Raw genomic sequence first — 22,922 nt, 5'->3', positions numbered from 1 at the left:
CAATAAACTACACGAACGCCTAAAGGATGTGAATGTTATGGGAGTTGAATTAACGCTGTTGCATGCTCTCTATATTCTTTGTTTACTCACTATCATCACCTTTTTTATTCTCCGGAAAGATACGACGATTATTTGTATCCTTTTTATCTTTTTATTAGCATTAACTGCTACAAGTTCTATCCCTCTTGCCATTAGCGGTATTTTTCAAAGTTTCATTTATGCTATTACTGAACTATTACCAACTATATTAATCATCTCCATTATCGTATCAATGAGCAATCTACTCGTTCATACTGGCATAAATGATACGATGATTTCACCATTCACAAAGATGATTCGTACCCCTACCCTCGCCTATTGGATTATCGGCCTTTTAATGATGACAATTTCTTTCTTCTTTTGGCCTTCTCCAGCTGTCGCTTTAATGGGAGCTATTTTATTACCCGTCGCTGTACGCGTCGGCCTTCCTCCAATTGGAGTTGCCATTGCTATGAACTTATTCGGACACGGCATCGCTTTATCCGGTGACTTCGTTATTCAAGGTGCACCGAAATTAACTGCGGATGCTGCTGGTCTTCCTGTTTCTAGCGTTGTTTCTGCCAGTGTTCCTCTCGTAATTGTTATGGGCATTGTGACAACTTCCGTCGCATTTTTCTTCTTACGAAAAGAATTTCATATAGGATTAGCTATACAAGAATCTATTCCATCAACTGCGTCTTCTAAAACGATTACTTCATTATCTCCTCGGACAAAAAAATGGCTCGCTATTTGCATTCCGATCGTATATGCCATCGATATCCTTTGCATGATTCAATTTAAACTACAAGGAAGCGACGCAACTGCACTTATCGGCGGGACGACTGTTATTATGATTATCATCATTTCTCTCATCTCCTACAAAGGAAATGGACTAAATAAAACGACAGATTATTTTATAGAAGGGCTCCAATTTGGCTTTAAAATCTTTGGTCCAGTTATCCCAATTGCTGCACTCTTTTATTTAGGAGATAGCGGTTTTGTAAAAATTATCGGAGACTATTTACCGAAAGGTTCACACGGAATCATTAACGACTTAGGAATCGCTTTGTCTCAAACAGTTCCTTTAAATCAATATGTATCGGCGGGAACACTAACTATCGTTGGTGTCATAACAGGATTAGATGGATCTGGCTTTTCTGGTATATCACTTGCTGGTTCAATTGCTAATCTTTTCGGTACAGCACTTGGGCATGGAACAGCTACATTAACAGCACTCGGACAAATTGCTGCCATATGGACTGGAGGCGGTACTTTAATTCCTTGGGCACTTATTCCTGCCGCTGCCATTTGTAAAGTGGATCCATTTGAACTCGCACGCCGAAACTTTTTACCAGTTGTAATTGGCTTAATTGTCACCACGATCGTTGCGATGTTTATTCTATAGCGTAAGCAAGCTTGCTCTTGCTTACGCTTTTTATTATGAAATCCAGCATTTATTACTGACTTTCAAAAGGGATTATATACATGTTAGCGAAGTTATATTAAGAGAGTATTTTTTAAAAACGTTTACGAGAAACAGATTACTTCCATTAGAAAAGGGGACATAACTATGAATGAATTGATTTTCGTCTTATTAATTTGTCCATTACTTATCTTTATCGTTTCTGTTATTGGAACACGGAAGACGAAAACGTATTACGTAATGCCGATTGTAACGTTTGCTAGTTTTTTAATAATAGGTGTTATCGCCTTCACTCCAAAATTCTTCTTTTGGGTTGGCATGTACAGCATCTTTTCATTTATTGTTTCTTATATGACTCTATTGTTTGTAAGAGGTTATGAGGTTGCGGCAAAACGCTAAATAGTTGTTAGCAAGGAGATTATCATATAATTTTCTTTGATATTAAGGGAACTTACATGAAGCTTTAACAATAATATAAAAAATGACCGCGTTCCCCCGCGGTCATTTTTTCGTGTTACGCTGTGATCCAAGCTTCGTTAGCTGGATTTTTACGCCACTCTTGTAATTTTTTCGTTTCAGCTTGTCCAATCATACCTTTTTCTGCCGCTACTTCAGTTAATGCACTGTAGTCGCTTAAAGAGTATGATGCTACGTTAGCTGCTTCTAGTTTTTCTTTTCCTGCTTCAAGCTCGTATGTGAAGATTGATACGATTCCTAATACTTCACAGCCAGCTTCGCGAAGTGCTTCTACACATGTAATTGCACTACCGCCAGTTGAAATTAGATCTTCTACTACTACTACTTTTTGACCTTTTTCAGCTTTTCCTTCGATTTGGTTCCCTTTACCGTGACCTTTTGCTTTACTACGTACGTAGCACATTGGTAAATCCATACGATCGCTTACCCATGCAGCGTGCGCAATACCAGCAGTTGCTGTTCCTGCAATAACTTCTACAGTTGGGAAGTGCTCTTTAATTAACTCTTCTAATCCAGCTGCAATTGCTTGACGTACTTTTGGATAAGATAAAGTTAAACGGTTATCACAATAAATTGGTGATTTCATACCTGAAGACCAAGTGAATGGATCATTCGGTTGTAAAAATACTGCTCCAATTTCTAATAAATGCGATGCGATTTCTTTTTTCATACTGTTACACCTTCCCACTGTTGTTTTACTGTTTTATACGCTTCAAGCGGATTTTCTGCTTTTGTAATACTACGTCCAACTACGATATAGCTTGAGCCAAGTTCCCTCGCACGTTTCGGTGTTGCTACGCGCACCTGGTCATTTACATCATCGCTTGCAAGACGAATCCCCGGTGTTACTGTTACAAATTCATTTCCGCATACTTCACGTAGTTTTGGAACTTCAAGCGTTGAGCAAACAACGCCATCAAGTCCACTTTCTTTCGTTAGTTTTGCATAATGAGCAACCGCTTCTTCTAACGTTTTCTCAATGCCAATCTCTTTTTTCATCATAGCTTCCGAAGTGCTTGTTAGTTGTGTAACTGCAATACAAATCGGTCTCTCTTTTCCTTCTTGCTTACCTTCCTCTAATCCCTCAATCGCAGCTTTCATCATACTGCTTCCCCCAGCAGCATGAACATTTACCATATCAACATCTAGACTAGCTAGGCTACGCATAGCGCTTTTTACTGTATTCGGAATATCATGAAGTTTTAAATCTAGAAAAATCTTATGTCCTTTTTCTTTTAAGTACGTAATAATCGCAGGGCCTTCTTTGTAAAATAACTCCATACCAACTTTGACAAATAACTCTTCCCCTTCAAAGTGGCGCAAGAATTGTTCTACATCTTGTTTCCCTGGAAAATCTAATGCAACGATTAACGACTGTGACATGTTTGCTTCCAGCTCCTTCCTTGACATTCCGAAATGTGATCAAATCCTAATTCATCTAGTAATACTGGTAACTCTTCAATAATTGTCGGACATACGAACGGATCAATAAAGTTCGCTGTACCTACTGCAACTGCGCTTGCACCAGCGTAGAAGAATTCAATTACATCTTCCGCTGTTTCAATACCACCCATTCCGATTATTGGAATGTTAACCGCTTGACTTACTTCATGTACCATACGAATTGCTACTGGCTTAATCGCAGGACCTGATAATCCACCTGTACGGTTTGCTAAAATTGGTTTAGCTGTTTTTAAATCTAGACGCATACCAAGCAATGTATTAATCATCGTTAAACCATCTGCACCTGCATTTTCAATCGCTTTTGCAATTTCCACAATGTTTGCCACGTTCGGTGACAACTTCACGTATACAGGTACTTCAGAAACCTCTTTTACTCGCTTCGTTAAATCAGCAGCAATTTCAGGATTTGTACCAAAGGCGATACCACCTGTTTTTACGTTCGGACAAGAAATATTTAATTCTAGTGCATGGACATTAGGCGCTTTAGAAATTTCTTTTGCTACCGCTACGTAATCCTCAGCTTGTGAGCCTGCAACGTTCGCAATGATTGGAAGATCAAATTGTTCTAACCATGGTAATTCAGAATTCATTACTTTTTCTAACCCTGGGTTTTGAAGTCCAATTGCATTTAACATGCCGCCCGGTGTTTCAGCAACACGAGGCGTCGGATTTCCATAACGTGGTTGTTCTGTCGTCGCTTTAATCATGATTGATCCTAGTACACTTAAATCGTAAAACTGTGCATATTCACGACCAAATCCAAAGCATCCAGATGCCGGTATAATTGGATTTTTTAATGATAATCCCGGTAATTCAACTTGCAATCTGTTCATAGTACAACCTCCCCGATTGGAAATACTGGTCCGTCGCTACACACCTTCTTGTAAGAATGCCCACTTGGATCTTCTTGTAAGTGGCATACACATGCGAAACAAGCTCCAATACCACAGCCCATACGTTCTTCTAAAGAAATATAAGCTTTTTTCTCTTTGTAACGTCCTTCTAATGCACGAAGCATCGCTAACGGACCACATGAATAAAGAATATCAAAGTCAATTCCGTAATTATCAATTACATCTGTGACAAATCCTTTTGTACCGTGTGTACCGTCTACTGTCGCAACGTACGTATCACCAAGTTCTGCAAATTTTTCTTCATAGAAAACTACATCTTTCGTTTGAAAACCTAGGATGTGAATAACACGTACACCTTTTGCAACGAGGCGCTGTGATAATTCATAAAGTGGTGGTACACCAATTCCCCCGCCTACTAGTAAAGCTGTTTGACCAGCTTCTGCTTCTTCTACAGGAAAACCGTGTCCTAGTGGTCCTAGCACGTCTACCATTTCACCTTGTTTTCTAGTTGCTAATGTTTTTGTCCCTTGCCCTTCCGCACGGTATAGCATTGTAAATTCGTTCTTCTCTTGATCTACATTACAAATACTAATCGGGCGGCGCAGAAGGGGCGCAATGCCCTCTGCTACCTTAATGTGTACAAACTGCCCTGGTTCGTTCATTTGCTGTACTAACGTTCCTTGAAGCACTAATTCGTAAATGTTTTTTGCGATTTCTTTTTGGTTAACGACGATCATATTTTGCTTTTGCATCATGCATGTACCACCTCGTGACGCTTTGTTTGCGTAATTTCTTTCATTGAATGAGCTGAGAATGTCATAGATTCTAATACTCGTAAGATTGCTCTCGTTGTATCAAGTGATGTTAAGCAAGCTACACCATTTTCTACTGATTCACGGCGAATGCGGAAACCATCACGCGCTGGTTGTTTACCTTTTGTTAGCGTATTGATTACAAACTGTGCTTTTCCTTGACGGATAATATCTAGTAAGTTGTAGTCTTCAGAATCAATTTTGTTTACAACTTGTACTGGGATATTTTGTTCTGCTAACGATTGTGCTGTTCCAGCTGTTGCTAATAAGTTATAACCGATTTCGTGGAAACGTTTTGCAATTTCCATTGCCTCTTCTTTATCTTTATCCGCTACAGTAATGATTACTGATCCGTGCGTTGGGATGTTAATTCCAGAAGCAACTAATCCTTTATATAATGCTTTTTCAAGCGTTAAGTCTTTACCCATTACTTCCCCTGTTGATTTCATTTCAGGTCCTAATGTTGTATCAACTGAGCGTAGTTTCGCGAATGAGAATACCGGAGCTTTTACATATACTTCTTTCTCTTCTGGGTGATAACCAGTTCCGTATCCTTGCTCTACTAGGTCTTGCCCTAAAATAACTTTCGTTGCAACGTTCGCCATTGGTACACCTGTAATTTTACTTAAGAATGGTACTGTACGGCTCGCACGTGGGTTTACTTCAATTACATACACTTGATCTTCGAATACTACAAACTGGATATTTAGTAATCCAACAATGTTTAATCCTTTTCCAAGTGCAATTGTATGTTCAATAATTTGTTCTTTTAATTTGTCAGATAAGCTTTGTGGTGGATATACTCCAATTGAGTCACCAGAGTGAACTCCAGCACGTTCAATATGTTCCATAATACCTGGAATGAATACATTCTCACCATCTGAAATTGCATCTACTTCAATTTCTTTACCAACCATGTAACGGTCGATTAATACTGGGTGATCAGCGTGAACTTTAACTGCATTTTTCATGTAGTGCAACAGTTCTTCTTGACGATATACGATTTCCATCGCGCGTCCACCTAGTACGTAAGATGGTCTTACTAATACTGGGTAACCAATTTTGTCAGCGATTGCTACTGCTTGCTCTACAGTCGTTGCTGTTTTACCAACTGGTTGCGGGATACCAAGCTGTGTTAGCGCTGCTTCAAACTTATCGCGATCTTCTGCGCGGTCTAAATCTTCAAGTGATGTCCCTAAAATTTTCACACCGTGAGCTTCTAATTTAGCAGCTAAGTTAATTGCCGTTTGTCCACCGAACTGAACGATAACACCTTCTGGTTTTTCTAAATCGATAATGTGCATTACATCTTCAATCGTTAATGGTTCAAAGTATAATTTGTCAGAAATACTGAAGTCTGTTGAAACTGTTTCTGGGTTGTTATTAACAATGATTGCCTCATATCCAGCTTCTTTAATTGCCCACACTGAGTGAACTGTTGCATAGTCAAACTCAACACCTTGACCGATACGGATCGGACCAGATCCTAGAACTACTACACTCTTACGATCTGTTCTAACCGATTCATTCTCGTCACCATATGTGCTGTAGTAGTATGGTGTTGCAGATTCAAACTCTGCCGCACAAGTATCTACCATTTTATAAACCGGAGTTATATTGCTTTCTTTACGCATATCGTAAATTTCACGCTCTGTTTTGTTCCAAGCATTAGCGATGTAATGGTCACTGAAGCCCATTTCTTTCGCAGTTTGTAGTACTTCCATATTTCCTACATTCGCTTTTATTTCGCGTTCCATGTTTACGATATTTTCTACTTTTTGTAAGAAGAAGAAGTCCATTTCACACCAATCGTTGATTTCTTCTTTCGTTACACCTTGACGAATTGCTTCTGCTACAATAAACAGTCGCTCATCATCAGCTTTAATAATGCGTTTTTTCATTGTTTCTTTATCAAGTTCTTTTAAGTGGTCTAATTCTAGGTGATAAATACCAAGCTCTAAAGAACGAATCGCTTTTAATAATGATTCTTCTAAGTTACGTCCGATTGACATAACTTCACCAGTTGCTTTCATTTGCGTTCCAAGTGTTCTGTTCGCTGATTCAAATTTATCAAATGGCCAGCGTGGAATTTTTGAAACAACATAGTCTAATGCTGGTTCGAAACAAGCGTATGTTTTTTGTGTTACTGGATTTATAATTTCATCTAACGTTAAACCGACTGCAATTTTTGCTGCTAGCTTTGCAATTGGGTATCCAGTTGCTTTAGATGCTAGTGCAGATGAACGACTTACACGCGGGTTTACTTCGATTACATAGTATTGGAAGCTATGTGGATCGAGTGCAAGCTGAACGTTACATCCACCTTCAATTCCTAATGCACGAATAATTCGTAATGAAGTGTTACGTAACATTTGGTATTCACGGTCACTTAATGTTTGGCTTGGTGCTACAACGATAGAATCACCTGTGTGAACTCCAACTGGATCGATATTTTCCATATTACATACTACAATCGCGTTATCATTTGAATCACGCATTACTTCATATTCAATTTCCTTACAACCAGCAATACTTTTCTCTAATAAACATTGTGTTACTGGACTATGTTTTAATCCACCTGATACGATTTCAATTAGTTCTTCTTCATTACTACAGATTCCGCCACCTGTTCCACCCATTGTAAATGCTGGGCGAACAATAACTGGATATCCAATTTCTTTTACAAATTCATGTGCTTCTTCTAGCGTATGAATAATTGTACTAGATGGAATTGGTTCATTTAATTCCTGCATTAATGTACGGAATAAATCACGATCTTCCGCTTGCTCAATCGCTGATAATTTTGTTCCTAAAATTTCAACTCCACACTCTTCAAGTATGCCTGATTTCGCAAGTTCAACAGCCATGTTTAAACCTGTTTGACCACCTAATGTTGGTAAGATTGCATCTGGACGTTCTTTACGAATGATACGGCTTACGAATTCTAGTGTTAATGGTTCTATATATACTTTATCTGCTGTTGCAGTATCTGTCATAATTGTTGCTGGGTTAGAGTTAACAAGGATTACTTTGTAACCTTCTTCTCTAAGAGATTGACAAGCTTGTGTACCAGAGTAGTCAAACTCCGCTGCTTGCCCAATTACAATTGGTCCTGATCCGATTACTAAAATTGTGTTAATGTCTAGGCGTTTTGGCATAACTCTTCCCCTTCTTTCTTGAAGTTTTCAATCATTGCTAAGAAATCTTCGAATAAATCGTTTGCATCTTCTGGTCCTGCTGAAGCTTCTGGATGATATTGTACTGTAAATGCTGGGAACTTCGTATGACGAAGACCTTCTACTGTTCCATCATTTAAAGCGACATGTGTAATTTCAAGTTCTGTATTTTTAACTGACTCTTCTTCTACTGCGTAACCATGGTTTTGAGATGTAATGGCTACTTTTCCAGTTGCAAGATGTTTTACTGGATGGTTTAAACCACGGTGACCGAATTTCAATTTACTTGTATTCGCACCAGATGCTAGCGCGAACAATTGATGTCCTAGGCAAATTCCGAATAAAGGAACCTTACCGATAATGTCTTTTAACATTTCAATTGCTTCTGGTACATCTTTTGGATCCCCAGGTCCGTTACTTAACATAATTCCATCTGGGCTAAGTCGTAAAATCTCTTCTGCTGTTGTGTTGTAAGGAACTACAATTACATCACAGTCACGTTTATTTAATTCTCGTAAAATACCATGTTTCATACCGAAGTCTACAAGTACAACGCGATGTCCGCGGCCTGGGCTTGGGTATGGATCTTTCGTTGATACGCGTTTTACATGATCTGTAAATACTGTCGCTTTTAATTGGCTCACGATGTATTCTACATCTGCATCCATGTTACAAAGGCGTCCGCGTAATGTACCGTATTGACGAATTTTTCTCGTTAATTTTCTCGTATCAATTCCTGCTAATCCTGGAATGTTTCTTTCTTTTAAGTAGTCATTTAACGAAATTTCATTACGGAAGTTTGATGGGTGATCACAAATTTCGTTTACGATTAAACCATTTACAGATGGGTGAATCGATTCAAAATCGTCACGGTTGATGCCGTAGTTTCCGATTAATGGGTACGTGAATGTTACAATTTGACCGCAATATGATGGATCAGATAATGTTTCTTGATATCCAGTCATTCCTGTTGTAAATACAACCTCACCTGACTTTTCGATTTCTCCTCCGAAACCTGTTCCAATTAATACTGTTCCATCTTCTAAGATAAGTTGTCTTTTCATACTAATGCACTCTCCTTTTGCCATGCGATCTTACCACCAACGATTGTCATTACCGGCCATCCTTGGCATTTCCAACCTGCGAATGGTGTGTTTTTTCCTTTTGATAAGAATGTTGTTGGATCAATCTCTTCTTCTTGTTCTAAATCAATGATTGTAATATCAGCTGTTCTACCTTCTTTCAGGCGACCTGCTTCTAAGCCGAATGTATCAGCTGGCTTTTCTGTTAAGAATTGAATTAACTGTTCTAGTGTAATAATTCCTTTTTTCACAAGGTTTGTGTATAGAAGTGGGAATGCTGTTTCAAAACCAGTAATTCCGAACGGTGCTCTTTCAATTCCTTGCGCTTTCTCTTCCGCTGTATGCGGTGCATGATCAGTTGCAATCATATCGATTGTTCCATCTAGTAAACCTTCAATTAGTGCTGCGTGATCTTCTTTTCCACGAAGCGGTGGGTTCATTTTAAAGTTAGGATCAGCTGATGGGATATCATCTTCACATAACACTAAGTGATGAGGTGTTACTTCTGCTGTTACTTTAATTCCAGCGCGCTTTGCATCACGAATTACGCGTACAGAGCCTTTCGTACTTACGTGACATACGTGATAGTGACAATCTGCCGCTTCAGCAAGCAATATATCCCTTGCAATATGTACAGATTCACATACTGATGGGATACCGTTTAATCCGTGTTTCTCAGAAAACTTCCCTTCATGTACACAACCTTTATTAATAAGAGTATTCTCTTCACAGTGTGCAACTACTGCCATATTTAATTTCGCTGCACGCTTCATAGCTGCTAACATCATGCTAGCATCTTGTACGCCTACACCGTCATCAGTGAAAGCAAATGCTCCAAGTTCTTTTAATGTTTCGAAATCTGTCATTTCAGAACCCGCTTGGCGTACTGTAATTGCTCCGTATGGTAGTACGTTGACATGCGCTTTCTCTTTAATACGATTTTGCAAGTCTTCCATATGTTCTCTGCAATCTGGTACTGGGCGTGTATTTGGCATTGCACAAATTGTAGTGAATCCACCTTTTGCCGCTGCTAGTGTGCCTGTTTCAATTGTTTCTTTATGTTCACCACCTGGTTCACGAAGATGTACGTGTACATCTACTAATCCAGGTGCGATTAACTTTCCGTTCACATCGATTACTTCAGCATTATCTGCCGTAATATTTTCTGCTACCTTAGCGATTTTACCGTCTTGTACGAGAAGATCTGTTGCTACGATTTTTCCTTCTTCATTCATATAACGACCATTTTTAAACAAGTAATTCATGTTTCATTCCTCCTAATACATTTGGTAAGGCGCGTTTTAGTACAGCCATTCTTACGTAAACTCCATTTTCCATTTGTTTAAATATGCGTGAACGCTCACACTCAACAAGTTCACTTGCAATTTCAACATCTCGGTTTACAGGAGCTGGATGCATAATAATGCTTCCTTCTTTCATACGTTTTTCTCTTTCCACTGTTAATCCGTGTTTCTCATGATACTCTTTCATAATGTCTGTTTCATAATGATCATGACGCTCATGTTGTACACGAAGTAACATCATTACATCCACTTCTGGAACAAGTTCATCTAATGCTTTGTATGTTCCAAATGTGCTGTCTTCATCTTTCCACTCTTCTGGACTTGCAAAATAAATTGTTGCACCCAGTTTCGTTAATGCTTCTGCATTAGAACGTGCTACTCGGCTGTGACGAACATCTCCTACTATCGCAATCTTTAATCCTTCAAATCTTCCAAACTCTTGTTTAATTGTAAGAAGATCGAGTAGGCACTGCGTTGGGTGGTTTCCACATCCATCTCCAGCGTTTAAGATTGGGATATTTACCTGATCTTTTAGTTCATCGAAGTAGCGATCTTGCTCATGGCGGACGATTACCGCTTTTGTTCCGATTGATTCTAGTGTTCTTATCGTATCGTATAAAGTTTCTCCTTTTTGTACGCTAGATGCATCAGCTGAAAAGTTTAAAACTTCAAGTCCTAATCTCTTCTCAGCAACTTCAAAGCTAAATCTCGTTCTCGTACTATTCTCAAAGAACAAGTTTGCAACAAAAGTTTGCTCTGTCGTTTTGCTCTCTTTTCCATTCGCGAAATCTTCTGCGTCTTTTAGGATTTCTGAAATTTCTACTTCCGATAATTCACTCATCGTTAACAAATGGCTCATCGTCATCCCTCATCTTTCTGATTTTTATGTTACCACTTTTGTATTTTCATAACAACTTTTGCATAAAAATACCCTAGTCATGTGAGACTAGGGTGCAAGAAAGAAGCCACCCTTTCCGGTCTCACAGGACTGAATTAAAAGGTTATTATTATGATGCAATCTGCTTAGATTGTTTTATTTGTTTCGTTTCCGGTAGTAGTAGATTTAATAGTACACCTATAATTGCTGCTAGTGCCATTCCTTCTACTTGGAACGATTCTCCTACGTGAAGTACCGCTCCACCAATACCGATTACTAGTATTACTGATGCAATCATTAAGTTTCGTTTGTCACTTAGGTCTGTTTTATCATCTACCATCATGCGTAATCCGCTTGATGCGATTACACCGAATAGTAAGATTGATACACCACCCATAACCGGTGTTGGGATCGAATGAATCAGTGCAGAAATCTTACCGATAAACCCGAACATAATTGCGAACACTGCTGAACCGATGAATAAGTATACACTGTATGCTCTCGTAATTGCTAGCACACCGATGTTTTCACCATACGTTGTATTCGGCGGTCCACCGATTAGTGACGCGATTAATGTCGCTACTCCATCACCGAAGATTGAACGGTGTAAACCTGGTTTTTCAATTAAATCTCTTTTAATAACATTTCCAAGTACAATTTGATGTCCAATATGCTCTGAAATTGTTACTAGTGCAACTGGTACCATTAGGAGTACAATCTTCCACGAAAACTCCGGAGTGTATGTTACAAATGGTACTGTGAAATCTGGTACAAGAAACCATTTTGCCTCAGCTATCGGTTTTAAGTCTACTAGCCCTTGGAAGTAAGCGAAGATATATCCGCCGATAATCCCTAGTAACACTGGTATGATACTGAAAAACCCTCTTCCGAATATAGAGCAAATAATTGTAATTGCTAACGTTACTAACGCTACTGAAAAGTGTGTAAAGCTATATTTGCCATCCGCACCGTTCATCGCCATGTTAACTGCTGTATGTGCTAAAGCTAAACCGATTACCATTACTACTGGACCGACTACGATTGGCGGAAGTAATTTCATGATCCACTCTGATCCTGACTTCTTAATTCCGAGTGAGATTAAGATGTACACAAGTCCTGCTAGCAAACCACCGAGCATTGCTGCTCCAGGTCCACCTGCTGTTTTCGCTGTTATTATCGGTGCGATAAAGGCGAATGATGATCCTAGATAGGCAGGTACTTGACCTTTCGTTATAAGAAGAAACGCTAGCGTTCCTAATCCACTTGATATTAATGCTACTGACGGATTCAATCCTGTTAAAAACGGAACAAGCACTGTTGATCCAAACATCGCGAACAAATGTTGTATACTTAAAAATAACCATTTTCCCGGTTTCGGTACTTCATTAACGTCTAACACTGGCTTTTGTTCCATTGTTACATCCTCCTTCAGTTTCATTCTTTGCAATAAAAAAACTCTTTGTGCCTGTGCACAAAGAGTCCTACACTTTCGTATGCCAAATTTGACATATGAAAGCCAAGACCCTTTGGCAGCCTCACAGGACTACATTTAAAAGGGCTTTACTTATCGTATATGCTTACTCGATCTTGTTGATCTGTCTCTTGCAAATCAACTTCGATACGCTCTTCACTTGATGTTGGAATGTTCTTTCCTACATAATCAGCGCGAATTGGTAGTTCACGATGACCTCTATCAACAAGAACCGCCAGTTGGATTTGTGATGGTCTACCTAAATCCATAAGAGCATCCATTGCTGCTCGAACTGTTCTTCCTGTATATAATACATCATCTACAAGGATAACTTTTTTCTTCGTAATATCTACAGGGATATCAGAACCTTTCACAAGTGGTTCTTCATTTTTCGATTGTAGTGTTAGATCATCACGATATAACGTAATATCTAGCTCTCCAACTTCCATTTCTTTTCCTTCAATTTGACCAATTCGTTCTGCCAAACGTTGTGCAATAAAAATTCCACGCGTTTTAATTCCGACAAGAACACAATTATCGACACCTTTATTTCGTTCCACGATTTCATGACTAATTCGTGTTAAAGCGCGGCGAATCATTTGGTCATCTAAAACGACTGCTTTCTCTTGCATGCTCTACACCTCCAAGCTTTTTTCTTGCGTGAGAGTAATGGTATAAAAAAAGTCCTCTCAGCGTGTGCGAGAGGACTTTTGAAAAAAGGGTACAGCATACCCTATGTATTTCAAACCGTTACCTTCTCAACCTCACGGGGTTGTGTTAAAGGATCATTATTTAACTGTTGTCAGTATCTCAGTTTTCTTATGATTTGTCAATACTATTTCCGTAAAATATTTAATGCATCTTCAAACACTTCTGGAATCGGTGCCTCAAACTGAATATACTCACCCGTGCGAGGATGGTCGAATCCTAAAATACCTGCGTGAAGTGCTTGTCCATTCATGTCTAATGTTTTCTTTGGTCCATACTTTGGATCTCCTGCAAGTGGATAGCCAATATATTTCATATGAACACGAATTTGGTGTGTACGTCCTGTTTCTAAGCGACATTCTACAAGTGTGAAATCTTTGAATCGCTCTAACACTTGGAAATGCGTAACAGCATGCTTACCATTTTCATCAACCGTCATACTTTGGCGTTCTTTCTTATCACGAGCAATCGGAGCATCAATTGTTCCCTTATCGTGCGGAATAACACCGTGTACAATCGCTTTGTAACGTCTTGTTACTGTTTTTGCTACAAGTTGATTTACAAGTGATTCGTGTGCCATATCATTTTTAGCTACCATTAATAGACCTGATGTATCTTTATCAATACGATGCACGATACCTGGACGCATTACACCGTTAATGCCTGATAAGTCTGTACAGTGGTGCATAAGACCGTTCACAAGCGTACCACTTGTATGACCTGGTGCTGGATGTACAACCATACCACGCGGCTTATTAACAACGAGTACATCTGCATCTTCATAATAAATTTCTAAGTTCATATCTTCTGCTTGAATATCTAACTCTTCCGGATCAGGAATCGTTACTGTAATTTCATCATTTTCTTTAACTTTATAATTTACTTTTACCGATTTCCCATTAACTGTTACAACATCATCTTTAATCCATTGCTGTACTTGTGAACGTGACCATTCACCGTTTATTTCTGCAACGAATTTATCAATTCGCTCACTTTTTTGTTCTTCTGCAACTGTTACTTGTACTACTTCACTCATTCAATTACTCCTTCGTTTTCTTGCCTTCTAATAATGTTTGAATAATAATTAATACAACACCAATACATAATGCTGAATCAGCTATATTGAATACTGGGTAGTTGTACGAAAAAATATACACGTGAATGAAATCCACTACTTCTTGTCTAAATACACGATCAATAAAGTTACCAATTGCTCCACCTAAAATTAGACCCAATGAAATTCCTAGAAGCTTGTCTGTTTTTGCGTATTTTTTCATATACATTACGATAAATACTACAAAGACAACTGTAATAATGTAGAAAAACCACATTTTATTTTCTAAAATGCCCCAGGCAGCTCCTCTATTTCGATGTGATGTTATGTATAATACATTATCGATAATCGGAATGCTCGTACCCAATTCCATGTTCTTTACAATTAGCCATTTCGATATTTGATCGATGGCAATGACAAATAACGCTATTACATAATATATCATTTTCATTTCCCCCACAAAGACAGTGTACCTCAAAATTTTAGCATAGCTGCAACCTTTTCACAATGAACCTTTATAGAAGAATAAAATAAATTAAAAAAAGGTAATATAATATCGTTGTGCACATTCATACATTTACTTTTTCATAGAAAAATTCATGTATAGTACGGGCAGTCGGCATCGTCTTCATTTGTTTTACCGAAATTACTCTCCCCGTTTCTTCACAAATACCATACATATCTATTTCCATTTTGAATAATGCACGTTCTACATCTTTTAAATCCTCTTTTATATCATGTAATAACAGTTTTTTCTTTATCTCTTCCTTAATTTCATATCCAAGCTCTTCGCTAAACTCTGTATCATATTTGTGCATGACCTCTTTAGCTAGCCTCTCTTGTAACTCTTTTCGCATCAATTGCAATTCTTCTTTGATTTCCATATACATTTCATTCACGTGTACATTCCTCCCAGCTGCAATGTACGATTAGTGTGTCCGAAATTTCTATGCTTACCTCACACACATTTTTCCTTCATAGGAAAGAGGGTGAAAGTTATTTCAATATATCGTCAATAAAAAAACTGACTGCACTTACGCACAGTCAGTTTTTTATTATTTTACGTAGTTTTCTTTAACAACTGTTGCACAACGCTCACATAATGTTTCATGTTCAGCATCTTTACCAATTGTTTCTGAAACTACCCAACAACGTTCACATGTTTCACCAGTTGCTTGAGCAACAACAACTGCTGTATGCTCATATTTCGGTGCATCTGCTGGCGCTTCTTCCATCATGCCACCAAGTTTGTACTCAGAAACGATGAATAGTTGCTTTAAGTCTTCATTAATAGACTCTAACATAGCTTTCATTTCTGCAGTTGGATATAATGTAATGCTTGCATTTAATGACTTACCGATTACTTTCTCATTACGAGCTACTTCTAACGCTTTTAATACGTCATCACGCAATGTCATAAATGCATCCCATTTGGTTTTTAATGCTTCCGCATCATCTAATTGTACAGCTTCTGGCATATCAGTTAATTGTACACTTTCTTCTGTTACACCTGGAATGTATGGCCATACTTCATCCGCTGTATGCGGTAAGATTGGTGTTACAAGTTTCGTCAACGCAACAAGAACATCATATAATACAGTTTGAATTGCACGACGATCTTCATGGTTTGCACCTTCAATGTATAAAATGTCTTTTGCAAAATCTAAGTAGAATGAACTTAAATCAATTGTACAGAAGTTATGAATTGCATGATATACAGCAGCGAAGTCGTATGTCTCATATGCTTCTTTTACTTTTGTAATTAAGTCATTTAATTTCACTAACATGTAACGATCTACTTCACGAAGTTCAGCTACAGCTACTGTATTTTCACTTGGCTTAAAGTCGTCTAAGTTTCCTAATAAGAAACGGAATGTGTTACGGATTTTACGATACACTTCTGCTACTTGTTTTAAAATATCATCTGAAATACGCACGTCAGATTGATAGTCAACAGAAGATACCCATAAACGTAAAATATCTCCGCCTAATTGATCCATAATTTTCTTCGGTACGACGATGTTTCCAATCGACTTACTCATTTTACGTCCTTCACCATCTAATACGAAACCATGGCTTAGTACGCCTTTATATGGAGCTTTACCTGTTACAGCAACTGCTGTTGATAATGAAGAGTTAAACCAACCACGATATTGGTCAGATCCTTCTAAATATAAATCAGCTGGACGTTGTAAATCATTGCGCTCTTCTAATACCGCTTGGTGAGAAGAACCTGAGTCGAACCATACATCCATGATATCTGTTTCTTTACGGAATTCTCCATTTGGGCTACCTGTATGTGTAAATCCTTCTGGTAATAGATCTTTCGCTTCACGCTCGAACCATACGTTAGAACCGTGCTCACGGAATAAGTCTGCTACGTGGTTAATTGTTTCATCTGTAATGATTGGATCGCCATTCTCTGCATAGAATACAGGGATTGGCACACCCCATGCACGCTGACGAGAAATACACCAGTCACCACGGTCACGAACCATATTATGAAGACGAGTCTCACCCCATGCTGGTACCCATTTTGTTTCCGCAACAGCTTCTAATAATTCTTTACGGAACGCTTCAATAGATGCGAACCACTGTGCTGTCGCACGGAAAATAATTGGTTTTTTCGTTCTCCAATCATGTGGGTATGAATGCGTAATGAATGTTAATTTCAGTAACGCGCCTACTTCTTCTAATTTTTCTGTAATTGGCTTGTTAGCTTTATCATAGAATAAGCCTTCAAATCCAGGTGCTTCATTTGTTAATACACCTTTATCATCAACTGGGCAAAGTACTTCTAATCCATACTTTTTACCAACAACGAAGTCATCTTCCCCATGTCCTGGTGCTGTATGAACACAACCTGTACCTGCATCTGTTGTTACGTGATCTCCTAGCATAACTAATGAATCACGATCGTAGAATGGGTGTTTTGCAACTGTATACTCAAGTTCGCTACCTTTTACTGTTTTCACAACTTCAGCATTTTCCCACTCTAACGTTTTTGCAACTGTCTCAAATAGTTCAGAAGCAATAATATATTTTTCATTATTTACTTTTACAATAGCGTAATCAAGTTCTGGGTGAACAGAAATACCTAAGTTTGCAGGTAACGTCCAAGGTGTTGTTGTCCAGATAATGAATTTCTCATCACCTTCTAATACGTTCTTTCCGTCTTTTACAGGGAATGCTACGTAAATAGATGCTGATTTTTTATCTTGATATTCAATTTCAGCTTCTGCTAAAGCTGATTCACTCGTTGGAGACCAGTAAACTGGTTTTTGTCCTTTATAGATATAACCTTTTTTCGCCATATCACCAAACACTTTAATTTGTTGTGCTTCATAAGCTGGCTCTAAAGTAATGTATGGGTTATCCCAATCAGCACGTACACCTAAACGCTTAAATTGTTCACGTTGACGTTCTACTTGTTCATATGCATACTCTGCACATAACTTACGGAACTCAGCAACTGTCATTTCTTTACGCTTTACACCTTTATTTGTTAAAGCTTGCTCAATTGGTAAACCGTGTGTATCCCAACCTGGCACATATGGTGCACAGTAACCAGTCATTGATTTATAACGTACAATAAAGTCTTTTAACACTTTATTTAATGCATGTCCCATATGAATGTCACCATTCGCATATGGAGGTCCATCATGCAGTACAAATAAAGGACGACCTTTCGTATGTTCTTGTACCTTTTCATAAATATTCATTTCAGCCCACTGTTCTTGCATTGCAGGCTCACGTTTTGGTAAATTCCCACGCATTGGGAACTCTGTTTTTGGCATTAGTAATGTATTTTTGTACTCCATGCTCAATTCCTCCTTACATGTATAAAAGAAACACTTAAAAAACGGAATAAAAAAGAGACCTTCTCATCCCAAAAAGGGACGAGAAAGTCTCCCGCGGTACCACCCTAGTAGATCCTATACGTATGTATACAATCCTCTTTATATTCTTAACGCGAATATACGCCTACGCTTACTCTATTTGTTCAGCGCGGAACTCCAGGGTGATATTCCCATTATCTCCTTATCCTGAGCTTACACCATCCTCAGTTCGCTATATAAGGTATGAAAAAGGTACTTATCCCTATCTTCGTTTTTCTTAATAAATATGTTGTTTAAAATTATATGTAATAATGAGAAAAACGTCAAGCTTACACTGTTTCTTCTTTTTTCAACAGCTCGTCTACTTCGTCTTCTAACTCAATTAATTTATCCCAATCATCGTTGTTTAACATTTCAAGCTGCGTTTCTAGTAACATACGGAAACGCGTGCGGAATACTTTCGCTTGTTTCTTTAGCTCCTCAATATCAAAAGCAACTTTTCTTGATTTTACTAACGCTTCATTAATAATACGGTCTGCATTCTTTTCAGCTTCACGTACGATTAATTTTGCTTCTTTTTGCGCATTACGTTTTACTTCTTCCGCTGCTTCTTGAGCAACGACGATAGATTTGTTTAACGTATCTTCAATATTAGAGAAATGATCTAATTTCCCTTCTAATTGCGCAACTTTTTCTTCTAAAGCTTTTTTCTCACGAATGACTAATTCATAATCTTTGATAATTTGATCAAGAAACTCATTTACTTGATCTTCATCATAGCCACGGAATCCGCGACCAAATTCTTTGTTATGAATGTCTAATGGTGTTAACGGCACAACGCCACCTCCAAGTAGTTATCTAAATTTCCTCTTTCAATTATATCTTTTCTTCGACAAAATAGGAGGATTTCCTTCTAAAAAACCAATCATTTTAGTATACCATACAAAATTCTCCATTTGTCGCGCTTTGTTCTACCTTCTACAGAAAACAATTTACTTCGTCCATATCCTCTCACTGAAAAAACATCTCCTGGATAACATTCATAAGAGGTTTGCTCCACTGTTTTCCAATTGACTTTTACTAAACCATTTTTTATGAAAGGTTGTACTTTTTGTCTGGATATATGTAACATTTCTGCTAATATAACATCTAAACGAAGCGAAGAAACCGTTCCAGATTTCTCTCCCCACGTTTCTTGCATCTGTAGAATTTTTTCTCCTTGCACTGGTGATAAGGAAACCTTCACTTTCCCTATCGATTGTAAGTTCATCTCAATATAAGATACAACTTCTTTCGCAACTACAATTTGGGCACGATCTTCTTGAAGCAAAATATCACCACATTTTTCTCTCGTTAAACCGAGAGACATAAATGTACCTAATATTTGCCTATGCTCTAGCGTATAAAACTTAGAAGGATAGTCAATTTCAAATACTTCTACTTGAAATTCCTCTTCATTTACTACTAGATAGTCCGGATAAATGAGTGCTCTTTTACGCTCTGCATGAGGCGTTGCACCATCAAACTGTACAGCAACATCCCCTTGTCCGATTACCATAGTGACAATTTGTTGTTGTCTTGGATCAAGGAAGTCTGTTAACTTCACTTGATGGTACTCCGCTACTCGCTTCCACTCTAACACCTTATCCACAAAGACCTCTTCATCAGGTCTGAAATGTTCATAGATGCTCATGTATTTAACCTCTTACTATAAGAAATAGGCGAATATACTTACTAAACCCTTCGTAGCAAGCTTTAACGTGAAAATCGCAACGAGTGGAGAGATATCAATCATACCAAGCGGCGGAATAAATCTGCGAAATGGTTCTAAATACGGTTCACAAATACGCGCAAGAACATCTCCGAAAGTTGATTCCTTTGCACCTGGGAACCATGATAGGAGAATGTAAATAATAAGTGCCCACGAGTAAATCTCGATAGCATAAACTAAAAGCCTTAAAACTGTTTCCATGGCGTATTACCACCTCTTTATATTTGTGTCTTCTTCTTCACCGAACAACTCTGAAATTGCACCAACAATATCTACATTTTCAGGCGTACACATAAATGTTTTCGGTCCTATTTTTTGAATGTCCCCGCCTATAGCGTATACAGTACCACTTAAAAAGTCAACGATACGTACAGCTTGATCAGTAGACATCCGTTGTAAATTAATTACAACAGCTCGTCTACCTTTTAAATGGTCCGCAATTCCTTGCGCTTCCGAATATGTGCGTGGTTCTAATAAAACAACTTTTGAAGATTGCTTTGCCGTTTCAATGCTCACAACATTTTGTTTCGGTTGTGCTTTTGGAAACGTAACATCTTGTTGTTCTGGCGGATCTTGCTGCTTCTTCATGTCTGTTTGCTCCTTTTCATAACTATATTGAGCTGCTTCTTTTTCTTCTGGTGTATCAAAAAAGAAGTATTTTACTTTTGACCAACTCATAATAAGATTCTCCTTCCTTTTACGCTTTTCCTACTAAAATCGTCCCCAAACGAATATATGTAGCGCCTTCTTCAATTGCAATCGTGTAGTCATTGGACATCCCCATTGATAACTCCTTACATGGTGCATATGACAATCCTAGCCCCTGCACCTCTGTTTGTAGCACACGTAATTTTTTAAAGCAGCGACGAACCTCTTCCTCTTCTTCCGTAAATGGCGCCATCGTCATTAGTCCGACCACTTCAATCTTATCCAGTTCTTGCAAACTTTGAATAAAAGATATCGTCTCTTCTATTGCCAACCCTTGCTTCGATTCTTCAGGTGAGGTTTTCACTTGAAGAAAGCATTTCACTTTCTTATCGGCACGTTTTTGAATTTCTTTCGCCAAAGAAAGACGATCTAATGAATGTAAATAATCAATTTCATTAATGATTTCTTTTACTTTTCTCGTTTGTAATGAGCCAATAAAATGCCAATTAACTTTTGAGCCAAAATGCTCATATTTCTGTATGAAACCTTCATTTCTATTTTCACCTAAATCGATAATTCCAGCTTCAATTACTTCGCTTGTTTTTTCAGTTCCTACCGTTTTTGTAACCGCAACGAGTTTAATATCTTGCACCGAACGTCCCGCTCGTGCACAAGATTGCTTAATTACTTCGTTTACAGTTGTTAAATTTTTTTGTACTGTCACTTGCTTTCTTCCTCCTTAAAACCTATGAAACTCAACATTCTTCCTGTCTTACCTTGATCACGGCGATGTGAGAAAAATAGTTGCTCTTCACAGCTTGTACAAAGAGATGACATTACAATATTCTCTTCTTTTATGCCTGTTTGTACACATAATATACGATTAATTTCTTTTAAATTAATTGCGTACTGCCCATCAGAAATTTTTTTATAAGGGACAGAACCTTTTACTACTTGCTCTGCTGCTGTTAACACTCGATCATCAACAACGTAACAACAAGATCCAATTGCTGGTCCGATTGCAACATGAATTTCATCGCTTGAAATGCCTTCTGCATTCCATTTTTGAATCATTTCCTTTGCAATCTCTTTTACAGTCCCTTTCCATCCCGCATGCGCAAGTCCTATCATACCATGTGATGGCGCATAAAAATAGAGTGGAACACAATCTGCGTAACAAGATGTTAGAAGAACATCATTATTAGTCGTATAAATGCCATCTGTTTTTGAAATGCCGTCTTCATATGAATAGACGCCACTTCCTTTTTCTTGTTGTCCTACTTTTTCAACATGATGATCATGAATTTGTTCAGAGCAAATCCAGTTTTCTAATGGTTTTTGTAACTTATTTGCTAAAATGCGTCTGTTTTCATGAACGTTCTCCACGATATCATTCACATGTAATCCTAAATTCATCGCATGAAAGGAGCCCGTACTTATCCCACCATCTTTTGTCGTAAATCCAGCAGTAATGTTTCCAAGTTCTTTCCAAGCTTGTAAATACAGTATACCGTCCACATATTTAAATGGTTCTCTCATAACAAAGCGACCCCTTTTAATTAAAATATCATAAAAAAGCATGGTACTTCCTGTCTATTTTACCATACTTTTATTTTTTCATAATCCTAACAGAAAAAAAAGAGGAATTTGTAATATTCTTTATGAAATTGTCGGTGTTTGTATTGATTCTGTTACAGAATTAACAGTATTTACTCTAACAAGTATGACATCTTCCCCAATTTTCACAATTTCTTTCCAAGGAATTACAATTTCTACATCTTTCCCAAAGATCCCTAACATACGTGCCTGTTTGGAAATAATAATAGACCCGATCTTCCCTGTATTCATATCAATTTCAATATCTCCAATATTCCCAAGTCGTTTTCCATTTGAAACATTTATTATATCTTTCATCTGCAATTCCGAAATTCGTATCACTTTCAT

Annotated in this window: 23 protein-coding genes and 1 other annotated feature; of the genes, 2 read left to right on the top strand and 21 right to left on the bottom strand. The window is 38.0% G+C overall.

Annotation, left to right across the window (positions count from 1 at the left end):
* Positions 1 to 37: 37 nt before the first annotated feature.
* Both VF726_RS11220 and VF726_RS11215 read left to right on the top strand, forming a co-directional pair.
* Positions 38 to 1,423 (top strand): hypothetical protein, encoded by a 1,386-nt coding sequence (locus tag VF726_RS11220; protein WP_440168036.1) that lies wholly within the window; start codon positions 38 to 40, stop codon positions 1,421 to 1,423.
* 165 nt (positions 1,424 to 1,588) lie between these two features.
* Positions 1,589 to 1,840, top strand: a complete 252-nt coding sequence (locus tag VF726_RS11215; protein WP_088313483.1) for a YbeF family protein — start codon at positions 1,589 to 1,591, stop codon at positions 1,838 to 1,840.
* A 115-nt stretch (positions 1,841 to 1,955) separates the two neighbouring features.
* On the opposite strand, the gene pyrE is transcribed toward VF726_RS11215, so the two are convergent.
* The 21 genes from pyrE to VF726_RS11110 all read right to left on the bottom strand — a co-directional run bounded on the left by pyrE (position 1,956) and on the right by VF726_RS11110 (position 22,922).
* Complete coding sequence (pyrE, locus tag VF726_RS11210) at positions 1,956 to 2,588, bottom strand: orotate phosphoribosyltransferase (protein ID WP_000711449.1); 633 nt, start codon at positions 2,586 to 2,588, stop codon at positions 1,956 to 1,958.
* Positions 2,585 to 3,301: an orotidine-5'-phosphate decarboxylase gene (gene pyrF / locus VF726_RS11205; RefSeq protein WP_000083496.1), complete on the bottom strand. Its 717-nt coding sequence runs from the start codon at positions 3,299 to 3,301 to the stop codon at positions 2,585 to 2,587. The genes pyrE and pyrF overlap by 4 nt, the downstream gene beginning before the upstream one ends.
* The gene (gene pyrD / locus VF726_RS11200) at positions 3,286 to 4,215 is read right to left on the bottom strand and encodes a dihydroorotate oxidase B catalytic subunit (RefSeq protein WP_029443129.1); all 930 of its coding nucleotides are present in this window, start codon (positions 4,213 to 4,215) and stop codon (positions 3,286 to 3,288) included. Before pyrD ends, pyrF begins: the two co-directional genes overlap by 16 nt.
* Complete coding sequence (gene pyrK, locus VF726_RS11195; RefSeq protein WP_000983359.1) at positions 4,212 to 4,991, bottom strand: dihydroorotate oxidase B electron transfer subunit; 780 nt, start codon at positions 4,989 to 4,991, stop codon at positions 4,212 to 4,214. Before pyrK ends, pyrD begins: the two co-directional genes overlap by 4 nt.
* On the bottom strand, positions 4,988 to 8,206 hold the full coding sequence (gene carB / locus VF726_RS11190) for a carbamoyl-phosphate synthase large subunit (protein WP_440168031.1): 3,219 nt from the start codon (positions 8,204 to 8,206) through the stop codon (positions 4,988 to 4,990). Before carB ends, pyrK begins: the two co-directional genes overlap by 4 nt.
* Positions 8,191 to 9,288, bottom strand: a complete 1,098-nt coding sequence (locus VF726_RS11185; protein ID WP_000828678.1) for a carbamoyl phosphate synthase small subunit — start codon at positions 9,286 to 9,288, stop codon at positions 8,191 to 8,193. The genes carB and VF726_RS11185 overlap by 16 nt, the downstream gene beginning before the upstream one ends.
* The gene (gene pyrC / locus VF726_RS11180; RefSeq protein WP_001108374.1) at positions 9,285 to 10,571 is read right to left on the bottom strand and encodes a dihydroorotase; all 1,287 of its coding nucleotides are present in this window, start codon (positions 10,569 to 10,571) and stop codon (positions 9,285 to 9,287) included. The genes VF726_RS11185 and pyrC overlap by 4 nt, the downstream gene beginning before the upstream one ends.
* Positions 10,555 to 11,469: an aspartate carbamoyltransferase gene (gene pyrB, locus VF726_RS11175; protein WP_440168028.1), complete on the bottom strand. Its 915-nt coding sequence runs from the start codon at positions 11,467 to 11,469 to the stop codon at positions 10,555 to 10,557. Before pyrB ends, pyrC begins: the two co-directional genes overlap by 17 nt.
* A gap of 148 nt (positions 11,470 to 11,617) precedes the next feature.
* Entirely contained in the window at positions 11,618 to 12,901 is a 1,284-nt protein-coding gene (gene uraA, locus VF726_RS11170; protein WP_440168026.1) for a uracil permease, read from the bottom strand.
* Between the two features lie 146 nt (positions 12,902 to 13,047).
* A complete protein-coding gene (pyrR, locus tag VF726_RS11165) occupies positions 13,048 to 13,590 on the bottom strand; it encodes a bifunctional pyrimidine operon transcriptional regulator/uracil phosphoribosyltransferase (RefSeq protein WP_001156490.1) in 543 nt (180 codons plus the stop codon).
* Between the two features lie 203 nt (positions 13,591 to 13,793).
* Positions 13,794 to 14,702, bottom strand: a complete 909-nt coding sequence (locus VF726_RS11160) for an RluA family pseudouridine synthase (protein ID WP_001980601.1) — start codon at positions 14,700 to 14,702, stop codon at positions 13,794 to 13,796.
* Positions 14,703 to 14,706: 4 nt separating this feature from the next.
* The gene (gene lspA, locus VF726_RS11155) at positions 14,707 to 15,165 is read right to left on the bottom strand and encodes a lipoprotein signal peptidase LspA (protein ID WP_001980603.1); all 459 of its coding nucleotides are present in this window, start codon (positions 15,163 to 15,165) and stop codon (positions 14,707 to 14,709) included.
* Between the two features lie 124 nt (positions 15,166 to 15,289).
* Entirely contained in the window at positions 15,290 to 15,619 is a 330-nt protein-coding gene (locus VF726_RS11150) for a molecular chaperone DnaK (protein ID WP_001004659.1), read from the bottom strand.
* Positions 15,620 to 15,775: 156 nt separating this feature from the next.
* Positions 15,776 to 18,541 carry an isoleucine--tRNA ligase gene (gene ileS2 / locus VF726_RS11145; protein ID WP_440168023.1) on the bottom strand — a complete coding sequence of 922 codons (2,766 nt, stop codon included), beginning with the start codon at positions 18,539 to 18,541 and terminating at the stop codon, positions 15,776 to 15,778.
* A gap of 71 nt (positions 18,542 to 18,612) precedes the next feature.
* Positions 18,613 to 18,837: a binding site (T-box leader), on the bottom strand.
* A 51-nt stretch (positions 18,838 to 18,888) separates the two neighbouring features.
* A complete protein-coding gene (gene divIVA / locus VF726_RS11140) occupies positions 18,889 to 19,395 on the bottom strand; it encodes a septum site-determining protein DivIVA (RefSeq protein ID WP_001131611.1) in 507 nt (168 codons plus the stop codon).
* 89 nt (positions 19,396 to 19,484) lie between these two features.
* The gene (locus tag VF726_RS11135) at positions 19,485 to 20,252 is read right to left on the bottom strand and encodes an RNA-binding protein (protein ID WP_440168021.1); all 768 of its coding nucleotides are present in this window, start codon (positions 20,250 to 20,252) and stop codon (positions 19,485 to 19,487) included.
* 15 nt (positions 20,253 to 20,267) lie between these two features.
* Positions 20,268 to 20,531 carry a YggT family protein gene (locus VF726_RS11130; protein WP_048530595.1) on the bottom strand — a complete coding sequence of 88 codons (264 nt, stop codon included), beginning with the start codon at positions 20,529 to 20,531 and terminating at the stop codon, positions 20,268 to 20,270.
* A 6-nt stretch (positions 20,532 to 20,537) separates the two neighbouring features.
* Positions 20,538 to 21,008 carry a cell division protein SepF gene (locus VF726_RS11125; RefSeq protein WP_000119136.1) on the bottom strand — a complete coding sequence of 157 codons (471 nt, stop codon included), beginning with the start codon at positions 21,006 to 21,008 and terminating at the stop codon, positions 20,538 to 20,540.
* A 19-nt stretch (positions 21,009 to 21,027) separates the two neighbouring features.
* Positions 21,028 to 21,702, bottom strand: a complete 675-nt coding sequence (locus tag VF726_RS11120; RefSeq protein ID WP_440168018.1) for a YggS family pyridoxal phosphate-dependent enzyme — start codon at positions 21,700 to 21,702, stop codon at positions 21,028 to 21,030.
* Positions 21,699 to 22,517, bottom strand: coding sequence for a peptidoglycan editing factor PgeF (pgeF, locus tag VF726_RS11115; RefSeq protein WP_440168016.1), 819 nt, complete (start codon positions 22,515 to 22,517; stop codon positions 21,699 to 21,701). Before pgeF ends, VF726_RS11120 begins: the two co-directional genes overlap by 4 nt.
* Positions 22,518 to 22,637: 120 nt before the next feature.
* Positions 22,638 to 22,922 carry a YlmC/YmxH family sporulation protein gene (locus VF726_RS11110; protein WP_440168014.1) on the bottom strand — a complete coding sequence of 95 codons (285 nt, stop codon included), beginning with the start codon at positions 22,920 to 22,922 and terminating at the stop codon, positions 22,638 to 22,640.

Source organism: Bacillus sp. Brlt_9 (genome assembly GCF_051948935.1).
Taxonomy (GTDB): domain Bacteria; phylum Bacillota; class Bacilli; order Bacillales; family Bacillaceae_G; genus Bacillus_A.
Note: the sequence above shows the minus strand (reverse complement) of the source record. Positions and strands in the feature narration are given on the sequence as shown.

Coding starts and splice junctions, on each gene's coding strand:
- VF726_RS11220 (WP_440168036.1), top strand. CDS start 38: ATGGGAGTTGAATTAACGCTGTTGCATGCTCTCTATATTCTTTGTTTA.
- VF726_RS11215 (WP_088313483.1), top strand. CDS start 1,589: ATGAATGAATTGATTTTCGTCTTATTAATTTGTCCATTACTTATCTTT.
- pyrE (WP_000711449.1), bottom strand. CDS start 2,588: ATGAAAAAAGAAATCGCATCGCATTTATTAGAAATTGGAGCAGTATTT.
- pyrF (WP_000083496.1), bottom strand. CDS start 3,301: ATGTCACAGTCGTTAATCGTTGCATTAGATTTTCCAGGGAAACAAGAT.
- pyrD (WP_029443129.1), bottom strand. CDS start 4,215: ATGAACAGATTGCAAGTTGAATTACCGGGATTATCATTAAAAAATCCA.
- pyrK (WP_000983359.1), bottom strand. CDS start 4,991: ATGATGCAAAAGCAAAATATGATCGTCGTTAACCAAAAAGAAATCGCA.
- carB (WP_440168031.1), bottom strand. CDS start 8,206: ATGCCAAAACGCCTAGACATTAACACAATTTTAGTAATCGGATCAGGA.
- VF726_RS11185 (WP_000828678.1), bottom strand. CDS start 9,288: ATGAAAAGACAACTTATCTTAGAAGATGGAACAGTATTAATTGGAACA.
- pyrC (WP_001108374.1), bottom strand. CDS start 10,571: ATGAATTACTTGTTTAAAAATGGTCGTTATATGAATGAAGAAGGAAAA.
- pyrB (WP_440168028.1), bottom strand. CDS start 11,469: ATGAGCCATTTGTTAACGATGAGTGAATTATCGGAAGTAGAAATTTCA.
- uraA (WP_440168026.1), bottom strand. CDS start 12,901: ATGGAACAAAAGCCAGTGTTAGACGTTAATGAAGTACCGAAACCGGGA.
- pyrR (WP_001156490.1), bottom strand. CDS start 13,590: ATGCAAGAGAAAGCAGTCGTTTTAGATGACCAAATGATTCGCCGCGCT.
- VF726_RS11160 (WP_001980601.1), bottom strand. CDS start 14,702: ATGAGTGAAGTAGTACAAGTAACAGTTGCAGAAGAACAAAAAAGTGAG.
- lspA (WP_001980603.1), bottom strand. CDS start 15,165: ATGATATATTATGTAATAGCGTTATTTGTCATTGCCATCGATCAAATA.
- ileS2 (WP_440168023.1), bottom strand. CDS start 18,541: ATGGAGTACAAAAATACATTACTAATGCCAAAAACAGAGTTCCCAATG.
- VF726_RS11135 (WP_440168021.1), bottom strand. CDS start 20,252: ATGAGCATCTATGAACATTTCAGACCTGATGAAGAGGTCTTTGTGGAT.
- VF726_RS11130 (WP_048530595.1), bottom strand. CDS start 20,531: ATGGAAACAGTTTTAAGGCTTTTAGTTTATGCTATCGAGATTTACTCG.
- VF726_RS11125 (WP_000119136.1), bottom strand. CDS start 21,008: ATGAGTTGGTCAAAAGTAAAATACTTCTTTTTTGATACACCAGAAGAA.
- pgeF (WP_440168016.1), bottom strand. CDS start 22,517: ATGAGAGAACCATTTAAATATGTGGACGGTATACTGTATTTACAAGCT.
- VF726_RS11110 (WP_440168014.1), bottom strand. CDS start 22,922: ATGAAAGTGATACGAATTTCGGAATTGCAGATGAAAGATATAATAAAT.